The sequence below is a fragment of the Streptomyces sp. NPDC001851 genome (assembly GCF_040297165.1).
GTDB lineage: Bacteria > Actinomycetota > Actinomycetes > Streptomycetales > Streptomycetaceae > Streptomyces.
Window position 1 is genome coordinate 58,510 of sequence record NZ_JBEOYR010000020.1, and the last position, 20,652, is coordinate 79,161.

Genomic DNA, 20,652 nt, shown 5'->3' on the forward strand with positions numbered 1-20,652 from the left:
CCCGTACGATGCTTTGATGCCCCTCCCGAAAGCAGAACTGCACCTCCACATCGAAGGCACTCTGGAGCCGGAGCTGGCGTTCGAGCTGGCCGCCCGCAACGGCGTCGAGCTGCCGTACGCCGACACGGCCGCGCTGCGCGAGGCCTACCGGTTCGACGACCTCCAGTCCTTTCTGAACCTGTACTACGAGCTGATGGCCGTCCTGCGGACCGAGCAGGACTTCGCCGACCTGGCCCACGCCTACCTGGCCCGTGCCGCCGCGCAGGGCGTGCGGCACGCGGAGATCTTCTTCGACCCGCAGGCCCATCTCGCCCGGGGCGTGTCCATGGGCACGGTCGTGGAGGGGCTGTGGCGGGCGCTCGGCAGCAGCGAGCGGAACCACGGCGTCTCCACCAGGCTCATCCTGTGCTTCCTGCGCGACGAGTCCGCCGAGTCGGCGCTGGACACCCTGCGCGCCGCCGAGCCGTACCTGGACCGGATCACCGGCGTCGGCCTGGACTCCGCCGAGGTCGGGCACCCGCCGGTGAAGTTCCGCGAGGTGTACGAGACCGCCGCCGGGCTCGGGCTGCGCCGCGTCGCGCACGCCGGTGAGGAGGGGCCGCCGGAGTACATCAGTGAGGCCCTGGACGTGCTCGGCGTGGAGCGCGTCGACCACGGGCTGCGCTGCATGGAGGACCCGGAGCTGGTCGAGCGGCTGGTGCGGGAGCGGATCCCGCTCACCCTGTGCCCGCTGTCCAACGTCCGCCTGCGAACCGTCGACACCCTCGCCGACCATCCGCTCCCCGCCATGCTCGACGCCGGGCTGCTGTGCACGGTCAACTCCGACGACCCGGCGTACTTCGGCGGGTACGCGGGCGACAACTTCGCGGCCGTGCACCGCACCCTGGGCCTGTCCGAGGACCGGCTGCGCGAGCTGGCCCGCAACTCCTTCCTCGCCTCCTTCCTGGAGGACGACGAGGAGCGCCGGGCCCGCTACCTCGCCGAGGTGGAGGCGTACGAGTTCTGAGGCGGGTGGGGTTTGCCCAGTGCCGCCCGGGGTAAGAAAGCCCCACTGTGTTCTCATGTGTGGACGGCATTCACAAAGGGGGATGGCCGGATGGGCGGCGGTCGTAGGAGTCTCGCTGTGACCCGTGACCTGGCCGTCGCCGAGGTGCGGCTGACGCCGGTCCTGGTCGCCGACCCGCCGTTGCTGAACACCCAGGGCGTGCACCAGCCGTACACCCCGCGGCTGATCGTGGAGATCGTCACCGCCGACGGGATCACCGGGCTCGGCGAGACCTACGGCGACACCAGGTACCTGGAACTGGCCCGCCCGCTGGCCGAACGGCTCACCGGACGGTCGGTCATGGACGTGAACGGTCTGTTCGGGATCGACCTCGGCGTGGACGAGTCACGGACCGACGGACAGGTCGACGCCGGCGGGCTGCGCGGGGTGCAGACCGCCGACAAGCTGCGGCTGTCGGTGCTGTCCGCCTTCGAGGTCGCCTGCCTGGACGCCCAGGGCAAGGCGCTCGGGCTGCCCGTGCACGCGCTGCTCGGCGGCAAGGTGCGCGACGCCGTGGAGTACAGCGCCTATCTGTTCTACAAGTGGGCCGGCCATCCGGCGGGCGTGGCCTGCGAACCGGACGACTGGGGAGCCGCCCTCGACCCGGCCGGGGTGGTGGCGCAGGCGCGGCTGTTCAAGGAGCGGTACGGGTTCACGTCGTTCAAGCTCAAGGGCGGTGTCTTCGCGCCCGACGAGGAGATCGCGGCCGTACGGGCCCTCGCCGAGGCCTTCCCCGGGCACCCGCTGCGCCTCGACCCCAACGGCGCCTGGTCGGTGGCGACCTCGCTGAAGGTGGCGGCCGGACTCGGGGACGTCCTGGAGTACCTGGAGGACCCGACGCTCGGTACGGCCGCGATGGCCGAGGTGTCGGCGGGTACGGAGGTCCCGCTCGCCACGAACATGTGCGTGACCACCTTCGGGGAGATCAAGGAGGCCTTCACGCGCGACGCCGTGCAGGTCGTGCTCTCCGACCACCACTACTGGGGCGGGCTGCGCAACACCCGGCAACTCGCCGCGATCTGCGCCGCCTTCGGGGTCGGGGTGTCGATGCACTCCAACACCCACCTGGGGATCAGCCTCGCCGCGATGACCCAGGTCGCGGCCACGGTCCCCGGTCTCCACCACGCGTGCGACTCCCACTACCCCTGGCAGTCCGAGGACGTCCTCACCGAGCGGCTCGCGTTCCGCGGCGGGAAGGTCACGGTCTCCGACGCCCCCGGTCTTGGCGTCGAGCTGGACCGGGACGAGCTGGCCCGGCTGCACCGGCGGTGGGCCGAGGACGACGGCTCGCTGCGGGACCGCGACGACGCGGCGGCGATGCGGGCGGCCGAACCGGGCTGGCGGCAACCGGCGATGCCCCGCTGGTAACCGCCGGTGCGGCCGGGCACTGGTGCACACTGGCCAGATCCGCACCACGCCAGGGAGCGCACCGTGACCCCGTCGCACACTCTCACCGGAGAGGAACCGGAACACCTCACCCAGGCCGCGCGCTGTCGGTCCCAGATCGACCCGCTCGCCGCGCTGCGCGCGCCCGGTGACCCGCCCTGGGACGTGTACCTGACGGGCACGGTCTTCCTCGACATCATCTTCACCGGCCTGGACTCGGCGCCCGTGCGCGGCACCGAGTCCTGGGCCCGGGGCATGGGTTCCAGCCCCGGCGGGGTCGCCAACATGGCCACGGCCCTGGCCCGGCTCGGACTGCGGACCTCCCTGGCCGCGGCCTTCGGGGACGACCACTACGGCGAGTACTGCTGGGACGCGCTCGAACAGGGTGAGGGCATCGATCTGACGGCATCCCGGACCGTGCCCGGCTGGCACTCGCCGGTGACGGTGTCCATGGCGTACGAGGGTGAGCGGACGATGGTGTCCCACGGACACGAGCCGCCGCCCGAGGCCGTGTTCGGCGCGGAGGGGGCCCCGGCGCGCCCGCCCCGCGCGCGTGCGGCCGTCGCCTCGCTGACGCCCGGTACGCGGGCGCCGTGGATCGCGCAGGCCGCACGGAAGGGCACCCGGATCTTCGCCGACGTCGGCTGGGACGAGACCGGGGCGTGGGACATGGCCGGGCTCGCCGACCTGGAGCACTGCGAGGCGTTCCTGCCGAACGCGGAGGAGGCGAAGCGGTACACGGGGACCGACTGCCCGCGGCTCGCCGCGCATGCCCTGACCGCGTACGTGCCGGTGGCCGTCGTGACGCTCGGGTCGGAGGGGGCGTACGCGGTGGACCGGCGGACGGGGGAGGCGGCGGAGGTGCCGGCGATCGCCGTGGAGGCGCTGGATCCGACGGGGGCGGGGGACGTCTTCGTCGCCGGGTTCGTGACGGGGTCGCTGGCGGGGTGGCCGCTGGCGGACCGGCTGGCGTTCGCCGGGCTCACGGCGGCCTTGTCGGTGCAGGAGTTCGGCGGGTCCCTGTCCGCGCCGGGGTGGTCGGAGATCGGCGCGTGGTGGCGGCGGGTGCAGTCCCTGCCGGGTCAGGAGCCGACGGCCCTGGAGCGGTACCGGTTTCTCGACGGGCTGGTGCCGGAGGTGCTGGACCGGCCCTGGCCGCTGCGCCGTGCCGTGCCGACCATCGGGTTCCGCCGGTCCGGCTGAGCGCCCGGGGCGGCTTCCCGGCAAAAAGCCCTACGGGCTTGTCTGTGCACCGTCGTACCCTGGAAGCGCGAGGCCGCCCTCAGCGGCGCGGCCGTGACAAGGAGGAAGCGCAGGCCTTCAGCGCCGGCCCATGACACAGACACCCACAGCTCACACCACCCCCGCGCAGGAGCAGGCGAGAGCGCAGTTCACCGTCCCCGCCCAGCACCCCATGGTGACCGTGCTGGGTTCCGGCGACTCCCTCCTGCGCGTGATCGAGAGGGCCTTCCCGGCGGCCGACATACATGTCCGGGGCAATGAGATCAGCGCGGTTGGCGACCCCGTCGACGTCGCCCTCATTTCGCGCGTGTTCGACGAGATGATGCTGGTGCTCCGCACCGGGCAGCCGATGACGGAGGACGCAGTGGAACGCTCGATCGCCATGCTCAAGGCGAGCGAGAACGGGACGAGCGACGGGCCGGAGACCCCGGCGCAGGTGCTCACGCAGAACATCCTGTCCTCGCGCGGGCGCACCATCCGCCCGAAGACCCTCAACCAGAAGCGGTACGTCGACGCGATCGACAAGCACACGATCGTCTTCGGCATCGGGCCGGCCGGTACCGGCAAGACCTACCTGGCCATGGCCAAGGCCGTACAGGCCCTGCAGTCCAAGCAGGTCAACCGGATCATCCTCACCCGCCCCGCCGTGGAGGCCGGTGAGCGGCTCGGCTTCCTGCCCGGCACGCTCTACGAGAAGATCGACCCGTACCTGCGCCCGCTGTACGACGCGCTGCACGACATGCTCGACCCGGACTCCATTCCACGGCTCATGGCCGCCGGGACCATCGAGGTCGCGCCGCTCGCCTACATGCGTGGCCGCACGCTCAACGACGCCTTCATCATCCTGGACGAGGCCCAGAACACGAGCCCCGAGCAGATGAAGATGTTCCTCACCCGCCTCGGCTTCGACTCGAAGATCGTGATCACGGGTGACGTGACCCAGGTCGACCTCCCGGACGGCACCAAGAGCGGTCTGCGGCAGGTGCAGGAGATCCTGGAGGGCGTCGAGGACGTCCACTTCTCCCGGCTGTCGTCCCACGATGTCGTACGGCACAAGCTGGTGGGCCGTATCGTCGACGCGTACGAGAAGTACGACGACAAGCACGGCACCCAGAACGGCGCGCACAAGGTGCAGGGCCGGGGCAAGGCCGGACACAAGGGGAAGTAGACCAGCACGACCATGTCGATCGACGTCAACAACGAGTCCGGCACCGAGGTCGACGAGCAGGCGATCCTCGACATCGCCCGCTACGCGCTCGCGCGGATGCGCATCCACCCGCTCTCCGAGCTCTCGGTGATCGTCGTGGACGCCGACGCCATGGAGCAGCTCCACATCCAGTGGATGGATCTGCCGGGGCCGACCGATGTCATGTCGTTCCCGATGGACGAGCTGCGGCCGCCGTCCAAGGACGACGACGAGCCGCCGCAGGGGCTGCTCGGTGACATCGTGCTCTGCCCCGAGGTCGCCAAGAAGCAGGGCGAGGAAGCGCCGACCCAGCACTCCATGGACGAGGAGCTGCAGCTGCTCACCGTCCATGGCGTGCTGCACCTGCTCGGGTACGACCACGAGGAGCCCGACGAGAAGGCCGAGATGTTCGGGCTGCAGGCGGCCATCGTGGACGGCTGGCGGGCCGAGCGGGGGCTGACCGGGCCGTCCCCGGCGCCGACCGTCTCGTAAGCGGGCCGCATGTCTCCGCAGATCGTGGTCGGCGCGATCGCGCTGGTCGTCGTCGCCTGGCTCGCCGCCTGCGCGGAGGCGGGCCTCGCCCGGGTCTCCAGCTTCCGCGCCGAGGAGGCCGTCAAGTCCGGGCGGCGCGGCAGCGCCAAGCTGGCCCAGGTCGCCGCCGACCCCACCCGCTATCTGAACGTGGCCCTGCTGGTCCGCGTCGGCTGCGAGATGGCGGCCGCGGCCCTGGTGACGTACGCCTGCCTGGAGGAGTTCACCGCCACCTGGCAGGCGCTGCTGGTCGCCATCGGGGTGATGGTGCTGGTGTCGTACGTCGCCGTGGGTGTGTCGCCGCGCACCATCGGCCGCCAGCACCCGCTGAACACGGCGACGGTGTCCGCGTACGTGCTGCTGCCGCTCGCCAGGATCATGGGCCCGATCCCGTCCCTGCTGATCCTCATCGGCAACGCGCTCACACCCGGCAAGGGCTTCCGGCGCGGTCCCTTCGCCTCCGAGGCGGAGCTGCGTGCGCTGGTCGACCTCGCCGAGCAGGAGTCGCTGATCGAGGACGACGAGCGCCGGATGGTGCACTCGGTCTTCGAGCTGGGGGACACGCTCGTCCGCGAGGTCATGGTGCCGCGCACCGACCTGGTCACCATCGAGCGCTTCAAGACCATCCGGCAGGCCCTCACCCTCGCGCTGCGCTCCGGTTTCTCCCGGATCCCGGTCACCGGCGAGAGCGAGGACGACATCGTCGGGATCGTGTACCTGAAGGACCTGGTCCGCAAGACGCACATCAGCCGGGACGCGGAGAGCGACCTGGTCTCGACCGCCATGCGGCCCGCCGTGTTCGTGCCCGACACCAAGAACGCCGGTGACCTGCTGCGCGAGATGCAGAAGGAACGCAACCACGTCGCCGTCGTCATCGACGAGTACGGCGGCACCGCCGGCATCGTCACCATCGAGGACATCCTGGAGGAGATCGTCGGCGAGATCACCGACGAGTACGACCGGGAGCTCCCGCCGGTCGAGGACCTCGGCGACAACCGCTTCCGGGTCACCGCCCGCCTGGACATCACCGACCTCGGCGAGCTGTACGGTCTGGAGGAGTACGACGACGAGGACGTGGAGACCGTCGGCGGACTGCTCGCCAAGGCCCTCGGCCGGGTCCCCATCGCGGGGGCGTCCGCCGAGGTGGAACTGCCCGACGAGCGCCGGCTGAGGCTGACCGCGGAGGCCGCGGCCGGCCGCCGGAACAAGATCGTGACCGTTCTGGTCGAGCCCGCCGGGAAGGACGAGGAGGAGCCCGAGTGAGCCCCGGGGAACTGCGCGCCTTCTGCCTGTCCTTCAACGCGGCCGTGGAGGACTTCCCGTTCAACCCCGAGACGTCGGTCTTCAAGGTGCTGGGCAAGATGTTCGCCCTGGCCGAGCTGGGCGCGCGGCCCCTGACGGTCAACCTCAAGTGCGACCCGGAGGACGCGGTGCGGCTGCGCGCGGAGCACGAGGGGCTGATCGTCCCCGGCTACCACATGAACAAGCGGCACTGGAACACCGTGACGGTCGACGGCGCACTCCCCGAGCGGCTGGTGAAGGAGCTGATCGAGGACTCGTACGACCTCGTCGTCGCGGGGCTGCCGAGGGCGGAGCGGCTGCGGCTGGACCGGCCGTAATCGCGTTGCCCGCAGGCGCGGGCCTGCTGTCGAATCAGGGGCATGACCATGCGATATCCGCGCCCTCTGCGCCCCGGTGACCGAATAGGTGTGACGTCCCCGTCCAGCGGGGTGGCCGACAAGCTGCGCGCCCGCCTCGACCTGGCGGTACGGGACCTCGAGGAACGTGGCTACGAGGTGGTTGTCGGCCGGTGCATGGACGGCTCGACCCACCTCAGCGCGCCGGCCGCCGAGCGCGCGGCCGAGCTGACCGGGATGCTCACTGATCCGGAGATACGGGCCGTCGTGCCGCCGTGGGGCGGGGAGACCGCCATCGATCTGCTGCCGCTGCTCGACTTCGAGGCGATCCGGCGCGCCGAGCCGACCTGGGTCGTCGGGTACTCGGACATGTCGACGGTCATCACCCCGCTGACCCTGCTGACGGGAGTCGCCACCGTCCACGGGAACAACCTCATGGACACGCCCTACCGGACGCCGGAAGGGGTGCTGTCCTGGCTGGACATCGTGGCCGCGCCGCAGGGGCAGCCGTTCGCCCAGACGCCGCCCGGCCGGTACCGGTCCGCTCGCTACGACGACTGGGTCGGGCACCCCGGGATCCGCGACCTCACCCTCGACGCCGAGGGCACCTGGACGAGGCTCGACGGCGACGGTGACGTGGACGTCGAGGGCCGGCTGATCGGCGGCTGCGTCGAGACCGTCGCCCACCTCGCTGGCACCCCGTACCTGGACCTGACGCGGTTCGCCGGGGACGAGCCGCTGCTCGTCTACGTCGAGGCCTGCGAGGACAACGCGTTCACCATCTGCCGCCACCTGCACGGCATGCGTCTCGCTGGTTTCTTCGACCGCGCGGCCGCCGTCCTCGTCGGCCGTACCCACGCCCCCGACAGTGCCACCCTCACCCAGGACGAGGCCGTCCTCGACGCGCTGGGGCCGCTGGGCGTGCCGATCGTCGCCGACGTCGAGTGCGGGCATGTCGCGCCCTGCCTTCCCCTGGTCAACGGCGCGCGCGGCCGTGTGGTGCACACGGCCGCGCGGAGCGTGATCGTTCAGACCCTGGACTGACGCCGGCCCCGGCGCAGGCCCAGGCCGGCCAGGACGGCGGTGGCCAGGACGATCGCCGCGTCCAGGGCGAGGACCGTGTGGACGCCGCTCATCAGGTCGCCGGAGGTGGTGGCCAGCACACCCAGCAGCGGGATGCCGACCGTGATGCCGACCTGCTGCGTGGAGGTCACCAGACCGGTCGCCAGGCCCTGCTCCTCGTCCGGCACACCGGAGGTGACGGTGAGGCCGTAGGAGATGATCGCGCCCAGGTGGCACATGCTGGCCAGGGACACGGCCGCGGTGGCGAGCCAGACCGACCAGGTGTGGGCGTTCAGCAGGAGCAGGGCCGCGACCAGCGCGCCCTGGCCGGTCAGCGAGCCGACCAGGGTGCGGCGGGCGCCGAAGCGGCCGATCACCTTCGGGGCGAGCGTGCCGGCGACGGCCGACAGGACGCCCTGGACACCGAAGACCAGGCCCGTCTCGAACGCCGACAGGTGCAGGATCTCCTGCAGGTACAGGGTCAGGACGAAGATCACCGTCGACATCATCGAGAAGGTGACCAGACCGCCCACGTTGCCCCAGGCCACCGTGCGGCGGCGCAGCATGGGCAGCGAGACGAGCGGGGCGGCCGTACGGGACTCGACGACCGTGAACGCGGCCAGCAGGAGGAGGCCGGCGATCAGGGTGGTGATGACGTCCGGGCGGGCGAAGCCGTGGTCGGCGGCCGTGGAGAGGGCGTAGATCAGGGACAGCAGGCCGGTGGTGACGGTGACCGCGCCGGGTACGTCCAGACGCGGGCGGTCCGGGGTGCGCGACTCCGGCAGCAGGCTCGGCGCCAGCGGCAGCACGATCAGCGCGGACACGGTGAGCAGGGCCATCGTGGAACGCCAGCCGAGCGCGTCGGTCAGCATCCCGCCCGCGACCATGCCGACCGTGTAGCCCAGCGACATCACCGTGCCGGCGATACCGAGGGCGCGGTCGCGTGCCGGGCCCTCGGGGAAGGTGGTGGTCAGCAGGGACATGGCGGTCGGGACGATGGCCGCGGCGCCGAGGCCCTGCAGCGCGCGTCCGGCGAGGAAGGACGCCGGGTCCCAGGCCAGGGTCGCCAGCAGGGAGGCCGCGCCGAACAGGGCCAGGCCGGTCAGGAACAGCTTGCGGCGGCCGTACAGGTCGCCGATGCGGCCGAAGAGGAGCAGGAAGCCGCCGGAGGGCAGCGCGAACGCGGTGACCGCCCACTGCAGTGCCGAGCGGCTCATGTGGAGGTCGGAGCCGAGTTCCGGCAGGGCCACGTTCAGGACGGAGAAGTCCAGCGCGACCATGAACTGGGCCGCGCACAGGACGAACAGGACGAGCTTGTCACGCGTCGACAACCGGGGCGGCCGGGGAGTGTCGAGCGGTGTGCCCGTGGTGGGGGTGGGCTGGGTGGTGGTGTCGATCGCCATGGCAAAGAGCTTCGGGCGAACGGAATACGGGTGGGGAGTCGGAACTTATGGTGGTGGTGGCACCACCAGACACGACGGGCGTGGGACACGACGGGGGAGGAGCGGTACGTGCCGGCTGCGGGGGCGACGAGGAGTCATCGGCGCGACGAGCTGCGGGAGTTCCTGATGAGCCGGCGGGCCCGGGTCAGTCCCGAGGAGGCCGGACTGCCGGGCGGGGGCGGCCGGCGCCGTACGCCGGGGCTGCGTCGCGAGGAGGTCGCCGTGCTCGCCGGAGTGGGCGCCTCCTGGTACCAGTGGCTGGAGCAGGGGCGGGAGATCTCCGTCTCGCCCTCGGTGCTCGACGCGGTGGCGCGGGTGCTGCGGCTGAGCGACGCCGAGCGCCGGCACCTGTACCTGCTGGCCGGGATGAACCCGCCGGCACCCGAAGTCGCGCCCGAGCAGAAGCGGGCGCACTGCGACGGACTGCGCCGGCTGATCGACACCTGGATGCCGTATCCGGCGCACATCATGGACCTGTACTACAACTGCGTGATGTACAACGACGCGGCCGCGATCGTGCTCGGCATGCGGCCGGACATCACCCAGAACTGCCTCATCGACTTCTTCGTCGACCCGCTGTACCGGTCGCGCAGCCACAGCTGGGAGCGGAACGCCCGTACGGTCGTGGCGCAGTTCCGGGCGGCGTGTGCGGCGCGGCCGGACGACGAGGGGTTCCAGGCGGTGCTCGCCGAGGTGAGCGAGGCCAGCGCCGAGTTCCGGGCGATGTGGGCCGAGCGGGACATCGAGGACCAGGGGCAGATCCGCAAGGAGCTGGAGCATCCCCTGGTGGGCCTGCTGGTCGTGGAGTCGACGGTGATGAAGGTGCCGGTCCGGCCCGATCTGATGATCGTGCTGCACACTCCGCTGGACGAGGCGAACACCGCGGCGAAGCTGGAGTGGCTGGCCTCTCCGGAGGGCCGGCGGGGCGCGATGTACCCCGTGGCCGGGTGAGCGGGTCCGGGCTTCGTATGCTCTGGGCATGACCGAGAGCAACGCGCTGGACCCCGAGGACCGCAAGATCGTCACCCTGGCCCGTTCCGTGCGGGCGCGCAACGGTGTGCCGGAGGGGGCGGCCGTACGGGACGAGACCGGGCGCACGTACGTCGCCGGGGCGGTTTCGCTGCCCTCGCTGACGCTGAGCGCGCTGCGGACCGCTGTCGCCATGGCGGTGGCTTCCGGGGCCACGTCGTTGGAGGCGGCGGCGGTCGTGAGTGAGGCGGAGTCGGTGCCGGGCGAGGACCTGGCCGCGGTCGCCGATCTCGGGGGTGCGGGGACGCCGGTGCTGCTGGCCGGGCCCGACGGGGTGGTGCGGGTTACCGTTTCCGCCGGCTGACGTACCGGAGTACCGGCCGAACGAAAGGTCGGCTGGAATTCAACCTTGTTGGGTTCCGGCCCTCGCGCATCAATGAAGCCGTACACCCGACGGGTCGTCAGATCCGCACCCGCCCGTCGGCGCCCCCCACATGGCACCCCCCACAGGGAAGGGAAGCGGATCCCCATGAGACGCAAGCGCACGGCAACGGGTGCGGCGCTGGCCGCCGGGGCCCTCGCGGTCACCGGGCTGGCCTTCGCGCCCACCGCGGCCGCCGTCAGCCCGCAGTCGGCGACCATCAACGCGAACTGCGGCATCTACGGCGGCGGTGCGGCCACGCTCACGGCCACCCAGAGCGGCACCTCGGCCACCATCACGATCACCTCCTCCGCGATCACCGTGCCCGTCGCGGTGTCCCAGGACTCGGTCTCGTCCACCCTCACGCTCGTGAAGGGCAGCGGCGGCACCAGCGTCTTCAGCGGTAGGAAGAACCCGGCCATGGCGGCCGGTTCCACCGTCACCGTCGGCCCCCTCAGCGGCACCGTGGCCTCCGGTGACAGCCTGGAAGCCTACGGCGGCTCCCTGAAGATGACGGTCTTCGGGATCACCATCACCTGTACGGCGACCGCCAAGCAGTCGCCCGGCCCGTTCGTCTTCGACTGATCCCCTGAGCCGACCGAACCGAGCGATCTGTTCCGGATGCCGCAGAAACCGACGAGAACTGATGATCCGTCAGCTTTCTGCGGCATCTCCATTGACTTCTCACCCCCGCTCCACATCAATGCCCCCTGTCGGCGCAGACGAGCCGCTGCGCCCGCAACCCTCAGGAGGGGGCCCCATGGGTTCGACACCCCCAAGACCACGAAGATCCCGACGGTGGCGCTGGGCGTCCCTGTTCGGGGCGACCGCGCTCGCGGTCACCGCGGGCGGCGCGCTGGCCTGTCCGGCCGGCGCCGCCGGCACGAACGTGGACTTCGCCACGCACTGCATCCCGCCCGCCGTCGCGGGCCTGCCGCCGATCGACGGCACCACGACCGCCAACGTGTCGGTGGACAACGCCACCCCCAAGGTCGGCGACACCGTCACCGTCACGTACACGGTGGTCACCGCCGCCGCCAGCAACCCCACCGACCTCGCTCTGCCCGCCGACATCATGACCCCGACCGGGAAGGTCACCCTCGGCGGCGCCCAGACGGGGGACGTGACCGTCGCCGGGCCGAAGAAGAACCCGCCGGTGCCGGGGAAGGCCGCCTTCCCGTCCTTCTCCATGACCGGCACGTTCACCGTCACCAAGGCCGGGCAGATCACCCTCTCGCCCGGCGACTACAACATCCACACCAGCTACATCCTGGAGCTGGACACCCCGTGCACGGTCACCAAGCCGCCCGCACCGGTCTCCCAGACCGTGACGGCGACCGACGGGACCCCGGCCAACACCCGGTCCATCTCGCTGAGTTCCGCATCCGGTGACCCGGGCGCCGGCGTCACCGTCACCGGCGGCAACTTCACGCCGGGCGCCACCGTCACCCTGGCCGGGCGGTCCGGGAGCACCCAGACCGCGGACACCGCGACCGTGACCGCGAACGCCCAGGGTTCCTTCAGCGGTTCCCTCGTCGTCAACGACAGGACGACGACCGGGATCGTGGCCTACGAGGGCGGCTCCTGGAGCGCGGACAAGGGGGCCGGACCCGCGGCCTACGTCGTCAACGACAACACCCCCGTCCCGCCCGGCAGTCAGAAGCTGACCACCACCGTCAAGGCGGGCACGCTGTCCATGTCCCAGGCCGGGGACTCCGTCGCACTGTCGGCGGTCGACTTCGGCAAGGGCGGGGCCTCGACCGGCAAGCTGCAGACCGTGACCGTCCAGGACTTCCGCGGCGGGCCCGCGGGCTGGTCCCTGACCGGCAAGGTCACCGGCTTCACCGGTCCCGGCGGCAAGATCGACGCCGGGAAGCTGAGCTGGACGCCCGCGTGCACGACCAAGCCCGGCAGCCCCAGCACCTGCAAGGCCGGCTCGGCGGGCACCGTGGGCGCCTCGGGAGCGACCCTGGCACAGGCCTCCGACGGCACGCTCACCGGCGGCGAGTTCACCGTCGACGCCGGGCTCTCCCTGGACGTACCGGCGTTCACGGCTCCGGGCGCGTACTCCGGCGTACTCACCCTGACGCTCACCTGAGCGTGCGGGCGTCCGCACCCGCCCGTTCCCCCTGCTCCTCGTGTCTCTCGTCCGTGGGGGTCCGCACCCATGCGCAAGCTGTACGTCCTCCTCCTGGGCCTGATGCTGGCATGGCAGGCCACACCCGCCCACGCGGCCGACAACGGCAGCTGGTCCGTCTACCCGGTCGCCTCGAAGATCGCCGCGCGGCCCTACTTCTACCTCTCCGCCGACCCCGGTCAGACCGTCACCGACAAGGTCGCCGTCCAGAACAAGACCGGCGGGCCGCTCACCTTCCGCCTCTACGCGGCCGACGCCTACAACACCGCCCGGGACGGCGGTTTCGCCGTGCGTACGCTGCGGGAACGCATGCTCGGGGTGGGCGTCTGGGCGCGGGTCGCGAAGTCCCGGGTCACCGTGCCCGGGCACAGGACCGTCACCGTGCCCTTCACGCTGCGTGTACCGGAGGGGGCCGAGCCCGGTGACCACCCGGGTGCCATCGTGGCCCTGGACGAGCGGGTCGACCGCGGCAGCGGCTCACTGGCCCTCGGTGTGCAGCGGGCCGTCGGAGCGCGGGTCTACCTGCGGGTCAGCGGTCCCACGCTGCCCGCGCTCTCCGTCGGGCACCTGCACATCGGCCACCACCAGCCCCTCGTTCCCGGCCTGGGCGCGAGCACGGCGACCGTCTCCTACACCCTGCGCAACACCGGGAACGTCACCCTCGACCCGAAGGTGGAGCTGAGGGCACGCGGACTGTTCGGGCGTACGCTGCTCGACCGCGAGCTGAGCCGGGTGCCGTCCCAGCTGCTGCCGGGCCAGCGGGTCCGGCTCACCGAGACCTGGTCCGGCGCACCCCAGCTCGACCGGGCGGACGTGACGCTGACCGCGAGCGCGCCCGGTACCCGGCAGTCGGCGAGCGCCTCCTTCCTCGCGCTGCCGTGGCTGGTCGCCGCGCTGGTGTTCGTCGCGGGTGCGGCGACCGGGGTACTGCTGGTCAGAGCGCGTCGGGGCCGCGTTCGCCGGTCCGCACGCGTACGACCGTCTCCACGGGTACGGACCACACCTTCCCGTCCCCGATCTTCCCCGTCTGCGCGGCCCTGACGATCGCGTCGATCACGGCGTCGGCCTCCGCGTCCTCCACCACGACCTCGATGCGCGCCTTCGGCACCAGGTCCACCCGGTACTCCGCGCCCCGGTACACCTCGGTGTGGCCGCGCTGCCGGCCGTAGCCGCTCGCCTCGGTCACGGTCAGACCGTGCACGCCGAGCTCCTGCAGGGCGGTCTTGACCTCGTCCAGCCGGTACGGCTTGACGATGGCGGTGATGAGCTTCATGCCTGGGTGTCGACCTTCTGCGTGCTGGTGCCGGTGAGGACGGAGTGGGTGACCGGGGCGCCGTGGCCCAGGACGCCGTGATCGTATGCCGTCTCGGCGTGCACCGTAAGGTCCAGGCCGGTGTACTCCTGCTCCTCGCTCGCGCGCAGGCCCATCGCCTTGTCGAGCAGTCTGCCGAGGCCGTACGTCACCGCGAAGGCGTACCCGGCCACGACGACGACGGCGACCGCCTGCCTGCCGAGCGGGGCGAGCCCTCCGCCGTAGAGCAGACCCTCGACCCCGCCGGTCATCGCCTTCTCGGCGAACAGGCCGATCAGCAGGGTGCCGATGACACCGCCGACCAAGTGGACGCCGACGACGTCCAGGGAGTCGTCGTAGTCCAGCTTGAACTTCCAGCTCACCGCGTAGGAGCAGACGACACCGGCGGCGAGGCCGACGACGAGGGCGCCGAGCAGCGAGACCGTGCCGCAGGAGGGGGTGATCGCGACGAGACCGGCGACCGCGCCGGAGGCGGCGCCGAGCGTGGTCGGCTGGCCGTCCCGCTTCTGCTCGACGAAGAGCCAGCCGAGCAGGCCGGTGCAGCCGGCGGCGAGGGTGTTGAGGAAGGCGGCGGCGGCGAGGCCGTTGGCGCCCAGGGCGGAGCCCGCGTTGAAGCCGAACCAGCCGAACCAGAGCAGGCCGGCGCCGAGGATCACCATGGGCAGGTTGTGCGGACGCATGGCGTCCTTCTTGAAGCCGAGCCGGGGGCCGAGGACCAGGCACAGGGCGAGGCCGGAGGCGCCGGAGGCGATCTCGACGGGCAGGCCGCCCGCGAAGTCGAGCGCACCGAGCCCGTGCGCGATCCAGCCGCCCGGGCCCCACACCCAGTGGGTGACGGGAACGTATACGAGCAGCGTCCAGAGGGGGACGAAGACCAGCCACGCCGAGAACCTGGTCCGGTCGGCGACGGCACCGCTGATCAGGGCGGCCGTGATGATCGCGAAGGTGAGCTGGAAGGTGGCGAAGAGGAGCGTGGGGACGGTGCCGTGCACGCTGCCGGGGCCGAGGTGCGCCATCCCGGCGTGCTGGAACCCGCCGATGAGCCCGCCGAACGCGTCGTCGCCGAAGGCGAGGGAGTAGCCGGCCGCCAGCCAGACCACCGTGACCAGGGCGATCGACACGAAGCTCATCATCAGCATGTTGAGGACGCTCTTCGTGCGGACCATGCCGCCGTAGAACAGGGCCAGGCCCGGGGTCATCAGCAGGACGAGGGCGGTCGCGGCGAGCAGCCAGGCGGTGTCGCCGGTGTTCACGTGCGCGGCGGCGAGGGTCACGGGCGTCTCCAACGGGGCGGGGGCTCGTCAGAGGGTCACCGGTGTGCGTTTCCGGTCGCGTACGGGTGTGTTTCCGTGACGTTTCGTTGCGTGAGGGTTACCGGAACCTCACGGTACGGCGGGGCGCGTGGATCAGGGACAATGAACGGCATGAGCGTTCGTACCCAGTCATCCGAGCAGTCGGCCGAGGCCGTCCACCGCGCCGGTTTCGCCTGCTTCGTGGGCCGTCCCAACGCGGGCAAGTCCACCCTCACGAACGCTCTGGTCGGGCAGAAGGTGGCGATCACCGCCAACCAGCCGCAGACGACGCGGCACACGGTGCGCGGGATCGTGCACCGTCCGGACGCCCAGCTGATCCTGGTGGACACGCCGGGGCTCCACAAGCCGCGCACACTGCTCGGCGAGCGGCTCAACGACGTCGTACGGACGACGTGGGCCGAGGTCGACGTGATCGGCTTCTGCCTGCCGGCGAACGAGAAGATCGGTCCCGGTGACCGCTTCATCGCCAAGGAACTGGCCGGGATCCGGAAGACCCCGAAGGTCGCCATCGTCACCAAGACCGACCTGGTCGACTCCAAGACCCTCGCCGAGCAGCTGATCGCCATCGACCAGCTCGGCAGGGAGCTGGGTATCGAGTGGGCGGAGATCGTGCCGGTGTCGGCGGTGGGCGCCAAGCAGGTGGACCTCCTGGCCGACCTGCTGGTCCCGCTGCTGCCCGAGGGCCCGGCGCTCTACCCCGAGGGCGACCTCACGGACGAGCCCGAGCAGGTCATGATCGCGGAACTGATCCGCGAGGCCGCGCTGGAGGGTGTCCGCGACGAGCTGCCGCACTCCATCGCCGTGGTCGTGGAGGAGATGCTCCCGCGCGAGGACCGCCCCGCGGACCGGCCGCTCCTGGACATCCACGCCAACGTCTACATCGAGCGCCCCAGCCAGAAGGGCATCATCATCGGCCCCAAGGGCAAGCGCCTGAAGGAGGTCGGGATCAAGTCCCGCAAGCACATCGAGGCCCTGCTGGGGACGCCGGTCTTCCTGGACCTGCACGTGAAGGTGGCGAAGGACTGGCAGCGGGATCCCAAGCAGCTGAGGAAGCTCGGCTTCTAGCCGTCGGCGTTCTGCGGGGTCATGTCCTGCAGCCCCACCACCCTCAGCAGCTGAAGGCGTTCGTGGGACGCCGTTCCCGGGCGGGCTGTGTGGAGGACCAGGTGGTGGCGGGGGGTGTCGCTCAGGAGGACCTCGCAGTCCAGTTCCAGCAGGCCCACCACCGGGTGCCGGAAGCGCTTGGTGCCGCCGCGGCGGACGGCCACCTCGTGCTGGTCCCAGAGGCGGGCGAACTCCTTGCTGGAGGCGCGGAGTCCGGCCACCAGGGCCGCCGGTTCCGGGTCGTCGGGGCGGGCGGCGGCGACGGCGCGCAGGTTCGCCACGTGGATGCGCGCGTGCTCGGGCAGATCCTCCGGCGGGAACAGCTCGCGTGCCTCCGGGTGGAGGAAGAAGCGGCGGATCAGGTTGCGGTCGTGCGCCGGGCGGGCCAGCGCGTCCCCGGACAGCGCCCTCGACAGGGTGTTCTGCGCCAGGATCTCGCCGCAGTCCGTCACCACCATCGCCGGCGCGTCGTGCAGCCGGTCCAGCACCAGCAGCAGACCGGGACGCACATGCGCCGCGGACCCGTCCCGCCGCGGCGGCTCCTCGCCCGCCAGGTGGAAGAGGTGGTCGCGCTCGTCGTCGGTCAGCCGCAGCGCCCGCGCCAGCGCCGTGAGCATCTGGCGGGACGGGCGCGGGCCGCGCGACTGCTCCAGGCGCGTGTAGTAGTCGACCGACATGCCGGCCAGCGACGCCACCTCCTCCCGCCGCAGCCCCGGGGTACGGCGGCGGGCGCCGGGTGTGAGGCCCACGTCGGACGGGTCCAGCCGGGCGCGGCCACGGCGCAGGAAGTCGGCGAGTTCGGTTCGGTTCACCTCTTCAGGGTGGAGGAGAGGGCGGGGGATATCCAGGGAGTGCCAGTCCCCTGATCGGGAGGTCTCTCCCGCCCGTCGCGGCGCCGTTCGACAGTGGTGGCAGCGGACCGAGAGGAGCGGACCATGACGGTGACACTGGTGACGGGCACGACGGGACAGGTCGGGCGGCGTTTCGTGCCGAGGCTGCTGGCGCGGCGGCAGCCCGGGGAGCAGATACGGGTCCTGGTGCGGGACGCGGCGCGCGCCGAGCCCTTCGCGGAGCTGGGCGCCCAGGTCGCCGTCGGCGATCTCCGGGACGAGGAGGCGCTCGGCAAGGCGCTCGCCGGGGCGGACGCGGTCGTGAACATCGCGGCGTCCTTCCGCGGGGTGCCGGACGAGGAGGCGTGGGCCGTCAACCGGGACGCGGCCGTGGCCCTGGGCCGCGCCGCGCTGACCTCGGGCGTGCGGCGCTTCGTGCAGGTCAGCACCGGCCTGGTATACGGCGTCGGGCGCGGTCGCCCGCTGACCGAGGACGACGAGACCCGGCCCGGCGGTGACATGTGGGGCGCCTACGCCGAGTCCAAGGCCGTGGCCGAACGGGAGCTGCTCGCGCTGGACGGCATGGAGGTGAGGGTGGCCCGGCTCCCCTTCGTCTACGGCGAGGGCGACCCGCACCTCGACCAGTCCCTGCGCTGGGCCGCGCACTGGGCGTCCACCCAGCGGCTGCACATGGGCCACCACGCCGACGTCGCCCAGGGGCTGCTGCGGCTGCTGTACGCCCCGGCCGTGAGCGGGCCCGTCTACAACATCGCCGACGACGCCCCCGTCACGGCGGTCGAGCTCCACCTGCTCAACGGCGTTGAGCCGCCCGCCGGCATGCACACCCGGACCGACCCCGACCCGTGGTTCGGGATCATGTCCACCGAGCGGATCCGCCGGGACCTCGGCTTCCGGCCCCACTACCCGACCGTCTGGGCCGCCCGCGACGCCGGAGCCCTCTGAGGGGCCGTCGACCGGGCCGCCCCGTGACGCCCTGGCACAGGCGGGCATGAGCACCCCGTCGATCACGTGAACCTCGGCAACCCACATGATCAAGGCATCCATGCCCGCCCGCCCACCGCGGGGGAACGTCCTGTGCTACGACTTCGCCGAGGCGTCGGGCAGCACGCCGGAGAGCCGCAACAGCTTGCCCTGGCGGTTGGTGACGTAGCTCCAGCCGTTGTCGCGGTCGAGTCCGACGCCGCAGACCGTGCCGAGGCCGTCGGCCACCACGCGCCGAAGGCCCTTGGCCTCGGTACCGGCCACGGCGACCTCATGCAGCCTGCCGCCGGCCGAGTCGGAGACGTAGGCGTGGACCGCGTCGTCCAGCGCCACCCGGACGCTGTTCCCGAGGTTGGTGGCCACGGTCCGCGGGGCGCCGCCATCCGCGTTCAGGTCGACCTCGTACAGGCCGCCGAGGTCGTACTGCCCGATGTACGCCTTGCCCCCGCTCAGCGTTACTCCGGCGGCCCTCGGCACGTCCCAGGTACGCCGTTTCGCCGCCGGGGCGCCGCTCAGGTCGAACTCGATCAGCTTGCCGTTCTCGACGTCGGTGACATAGGCCTTGTTGCCCGGCAGGTCCAGCGCGACACCGTACGCGAACATACCCTCGGCGACCGTGACCGGGGAGGCGGAGCGGTCGGACAGGTCCACCGTGAACAGGCGCTTGCCGCTGTAGTCGGTGACGTAGGCCTTGTTGCCCGGCAGGTCCAGTGCCACATCGTTGACCTGCCCCAGCTTCTCCAGGACCCAGTCCGTGCCACCGCCGGCGAGATCGATCTTGTACAGCTTGCCGCCGTTGTACCGGTCGGTGACGTACGCCTTGTGGTTCACCGGATCCAGGGCCAGGCCATCGGCCGTCCCCAACCCGGTGGCGAGCTCGACCGGGGCCTCTCTCGGGCTCTCCTGCCTCACGCTGCCGCTCTTGTGCAGAGGGTGGTCCTTCTTGTCGAAATTGATCGTTTCGAGCTCGAAGACCTCGTGCACCCCGGCCAAGGTGGATACCACCTCGGCTTCCCCTTTCTGCAGGAACGGCTTGCCCTCATCGGTCAGGTCGAAAGCCTCCGTGGCCGTGCCGGTCTCGCCGAGCTTCCAGGCGATCACCCTGGAGTACTTCGGTTCCTGGGGCTGCGGGCCGTCCGGACGCGTTTCCTTGACCTCTACCGGCTCGGGGTAGTACAGAGCGACCCACCCACCGAAGGAGACGGGGTATTCGTAGTCGAACCTCCGCACCTGACGCCGCTGCGTGGCCAGGACGTCTACCCGGCTGGCAACTTCCCCGCTCAGCGTGGAAGACGTCTTGAACGACGTGGTCAGCGAACCACTGACAGAACCAGTGATCCCGAGCATCAGCTGTGCCGACAGTTCCCCGGTGCCCGTGGCGGTACTCGTGGCGGTTGTCGTGCTGGTCATCTGCGACTGGGACTCTGCGTCGACACCCTGATTGTCCTTGCTGTTCTTCAGGGTGCTCTTCTCGGACTGGTTCATCGCCATGCTCTTCTGCAACTGCTGCTGCAGTGATGCGGTGGCTTTTGCGCCAAAAGTGAGCTGTACCTGACCCTGGAGCGACCAGCTGATTGTGTTCGAGATCGAGAATTCGACGGTGTGTGACCATTTGGTCGGGACGGGGTCGGTCCGATTGACGTACGTCTGCTTGGAGATCACGTCAGGAGGAGGCTGTACGATGTCGCCCCGCTCGTCGACAAGTGGTACCCCCACCGTCATATAGGCGCGCCACCCGCGTTCGTGTGCCGCAGCCTCCCCGGCGGGAAAGGCGCCGAATCGCCCCTTGTTCAGAGAAAAGCCGGTGGGGGAGACGTACCGGTCCGTTCCGTCCGCCGATTTCCTCTCGGCCTTCCTCTTCAGTTTGTCCCGGTCCCGCTTCAGGATGGCATCGGCCTTCTCGGCGATGCTCAGCTCCTTGAGGTTGCGTCCCGTCAACGGGTGCCGGATGAATCGTTCGCCAAGATAGGCTGTACTCACGTTGTTCTTGGTGGCGCCGCCCATGCCTTCGGTCTCCTCGCGCAGTAGAACTC

20 protein-coding genes are annotated in these 20,652 nt (G+C 71.1%); 15 read left to right on the forward strand and 5 right to left on the reverse strand.

What is annotated here, in order from left to right; translation table 11 throughout:
* The first annotated feature begins 16 nt into the window (after positions 1 to 16).
* The 8 genes from ABT171_RS27415 to ABT171_RS27450 all read left to right on the forward strand — a co-directional run bounded on the left by ABT171_RS27415 (position 17) and on the right by ABT171_RS27450 (position 8,071).
* Positions 17 to 1,006: an adenosine deaminase gene (locus ABT171_RS27415; RefSeq protein ID WP_351248283.1), complete on the forward strand. Its 990-nt coding sequence runs from the start codon at positions 17 to 19 to the stop codon at positions 1,004 to 1,006.
* A gap of 117 nt (positions 1,007 to 1,123) precedes the next feature.
* Positions 1,124 to 2,413: a glucarate dehydratase family protein gene (locus ABT171_RS27420; RefSeq protein ID WP_351248285.1), complete on the forward strand. Its 1,290-nt coding sequence runs from the start codon at positions 1,124 to 1,126 to the stop codon at positions 2,411 to 2,413.
* Positions 2,414 to 2,476: 63 nt separating this feature from the next.
* The gene (locus ABT171_RS27425) at positions 2,477 to 3,634 is read left to right on the forward strand and encodes a carbohydrate kinase family protein (protein ID WP_503076814.1); all 1,158 of its coding nucleotides are present in this window, start codon (positions 2,477 to 2,479) and stop codon (positions 3,632 to 3,634) included.
* 130 nt (positions 3,635 to 3,764) lie between these two features.
* Positions 3,765 to 4,841 carry a PhoH family protein gene (locus ABT171_RS27430; RefSeq protein WP_351248287.1) on the forward strand — a complete coding sequence of 359 codons (1,077 nt, stop codon included), beginning with the start codon at positions 3,765 to 3,767 and terminating at the stop codon, positions 4,839 to 4,841.
* 12 nt (positions 4,842 to 4,853) lie between these two features.
* A complete protein-coding gene (gene ybeY, locus ABT171_RS27435) occupies positions 4,854 to 5,351 on the forward strand; it encodes an rRNA maturation RNase YbeY (protein ID WP_351248289.1) in 498 nt (165 codons plus the stop codon).
* Between the two features lie 9 nt (positions 5,352 to 5,360).
* Positions 5,361 to 6,653, forward strand: coding sequence for a hemolysin family protein (locus tag ABT171_RS27440; protein ID WP_351248291.1), 1,293 nt, complete (start codon positions 5,361 to 5,363; stop codon positions 6,651 to 6,653).
* Positions 6,650 to 7,009: an MmcQ/YjbR family DNA-binding protein gene (locus ABT171_RS27445; RefSeq protein WP_351248293.1), complete on the forward strand. Its 360-nt coding sequence runs from the start codon at positions 6,650 to 6,652 to the stop codon at positions 7,007 to 7,009. Before ABT171_RS27440 ends, ABT171_RS27445 begins: the two co-directional genes overlap by 4 nt.
* Before the next feature lie 42 nt (positions 7,010 to 7,051).
* A complete protein-coding gene (locus ABT171_RS27450) occupies positions 7,052 to 8,071 on the forward strand; it encodes a S66 family peptidase (protein ID WP_351248295.1) in 1,020 nt (339 codons plus the stop codon).
* On the opposite strand, the gene ABT171_RS27455 is transcribed toward ABT171_RS27450, so the two are convergent.
* Positions 8,056 to 9,492: an MFS transporter gene (locus ABT171_RS27455; RefSeq protein WP_351248297.1), complete on the reverse strand. Its 1,437-nt coding sequence runs from the start codon at positions 9,490 to 9,492 to the stop codon at positions 8,056 to 8,058. The two genes, ABT171_RS27450 and ABT171_RS27455, sit on opposite strands and share 16 nt — an antisense overlap.
* 165 nt (positions 9,493 to 9,657) lie before the next feature.
* Here ABT171_RS27455 and ABT171_RS27460 point away from each other — a divergent pair, with 165 nt between their 5' ends.
* From ABT171_RS27460 to ABT171_RS27480, 5 genes are all read left to right on the forward strand, one after another.
* Positions 9,658 to 10,482, forward strand: a complete 825-nt coding sequence (locus ABT171_RS27460) for a helix-turn-helix transcriptional regulator (protein WP_351248467.1) — start codon at positions 9,658 to 9,660, stop codon at positions 10,480 to 10,482.
* A gap of 28 nt (positions 10,483 to 10,510) precedes the next feature.
* Positions 10,511 to 10,864: a cytidine deaminase-like protein gene (locus tag ABT171_RS27465; RefSeq protein ID WP_351248298.1), complete on the forward strand. Its 354-nt coding sequence runs from the start codon at positions 10,511 to 10,513 to the stop codon at positions 10,862 to 10,864.
* A 165-nt stretch (positions 10,865 to 11,029) separates the two neighbouring features.
* Positions 11,030 to 11,506 (forward strand): hypothetical protein, encoded by a 477-nt coding sequence (locus ABT171_RS27470; RefSeq protein WP_351248300.1) that lies wholly within the window; start codon positions 11,030 to 11,032, stop codon positions 11,504 to 11,506.
* A gap of 175 nt (positions 11,507 to 11,681) precedes the next feature.
* A complete protein-coding gene (locus ABT171_RS27475; RefSeq protein WP_351248302.1) occupies positions 11,682 to 13,019 on the forward strand; it encodes a WxL domain-containing protein in 1,338 nt (445 codons plus the stop codon).
* A 69-nt stretch (positions 13,020 to 13,088) separates the two neighbouring features.
* Positions 13,089 to 14,099 carry a WxL protein peptidoglycan domain-containing protein gene (locus ABT171_RS27480; RefSeq protein ID WP_351248304.1) on the forward strand — a complete coding sequence of 337 codons (1,011 nt, stop codon included), beginning with the start codon at positions 13,089 to 13,091 and terminating at the stop codon, positions 14,097 to 14,099.
* Here ABT171_RS27480 and ABT171_RS27485 read toward each other — a convergent pair.
* Complete coding sequence (locus ABT171_RS27485) at positions 13,993 to 14,331, reverse strand: P-II family nitrogen regulator (protein ID WP_351248306.1); 339 nt, start codon at positions 14,329 to 14,331, stop codon at positions 13,993 to 13,995. The two genes, ABT171_RS27480 and ABT171_RS27485, sit on opposite strands and share 107 nt — an antisense overlap.
* On the reverse strand, positions 14,328 to 15,644 hold the full coding sequence (locus ABT171_RS27490; protein ID WP_351248308.1) for an ammonium transporter: 1,317 nt from the start codon (positions 15,642 to 15,644) through the stop codon (positions 14,328 to 14,330). The genes ABT171_RS27485 and ABT171_RS27490 overlap by 4 nt, the downstream gene beginning before the upstream one ends.
* Before the next feature lie 150 nt (positions 15,645 to 15,794).
* Between ABT171_RS27490 and era the strand changes: the two genes are divergently transcribed.
* The gene (era, locus tag ABT171_RS27495) at positions 15,795 to 16,748 is read left to right on the forward strand and encodes a GTPase Era (protein ID WP_351248310.1); all 954 of its coding nucleotides are present in this window, start codon (positions 15,795 to 15,797) and stop codon (positions 16,746 to 16,748) included.
* On the opposite strand, the gene ABT171_RS27500 is transcribed toward era, so the two are convergent.
* Positions 16,745 to 17,599: a helix-turn-helix transcriptional regulator gene (locus ABT171_RS27500; protein WP_351248312.1), complete on the reverse strand. Its 855-nt coding sequence runs from the start codon at positions 17,597 to 17,599 to the stop codon at positions 16,745 to 16,747. The two genes, era and ABT171_RS27500, sit on opposite strands and share 4 nt — an antisense overlap.
* Positions 17,600 to 17,722: 123 nt before the next feature.
* Between ABT171_RS27500 and ABT171_RS27505 the strand changes: the two genes are divergently transcribed.
* Complete coding sequence (locus tag ABT171_RS27505; RefSeq protein ID WP_351248314.1) at positions 17,723 to 18,580, forward strand: NAD-dependent epimerase/dehydratase family protein; 858 nt, start codon at positions 17,723 to 17,725, stop codon at positions 18,578 to 18,580.
* A gap of 135 nt (positions 18,581 to 18,715) precedes the next feature.
* Here the strand turns inward: ABT171_RS27505 and ABT171_RS27510 are convergent, their stop codons facing one another.
* Positions 18,716 to 20,623 (reverse strand): YncE family protein, encoded by a 1,908-nt coding sequence (locus ABT171_RS27510; protein ID WP_351248316.1) that lies wholly within the window; start codon positions 20,621 to 20,623, stop codon positions 18,716 to 18,718.
* Positions 20,624 to 20,652: the final 29 nt, after the last annotated feature.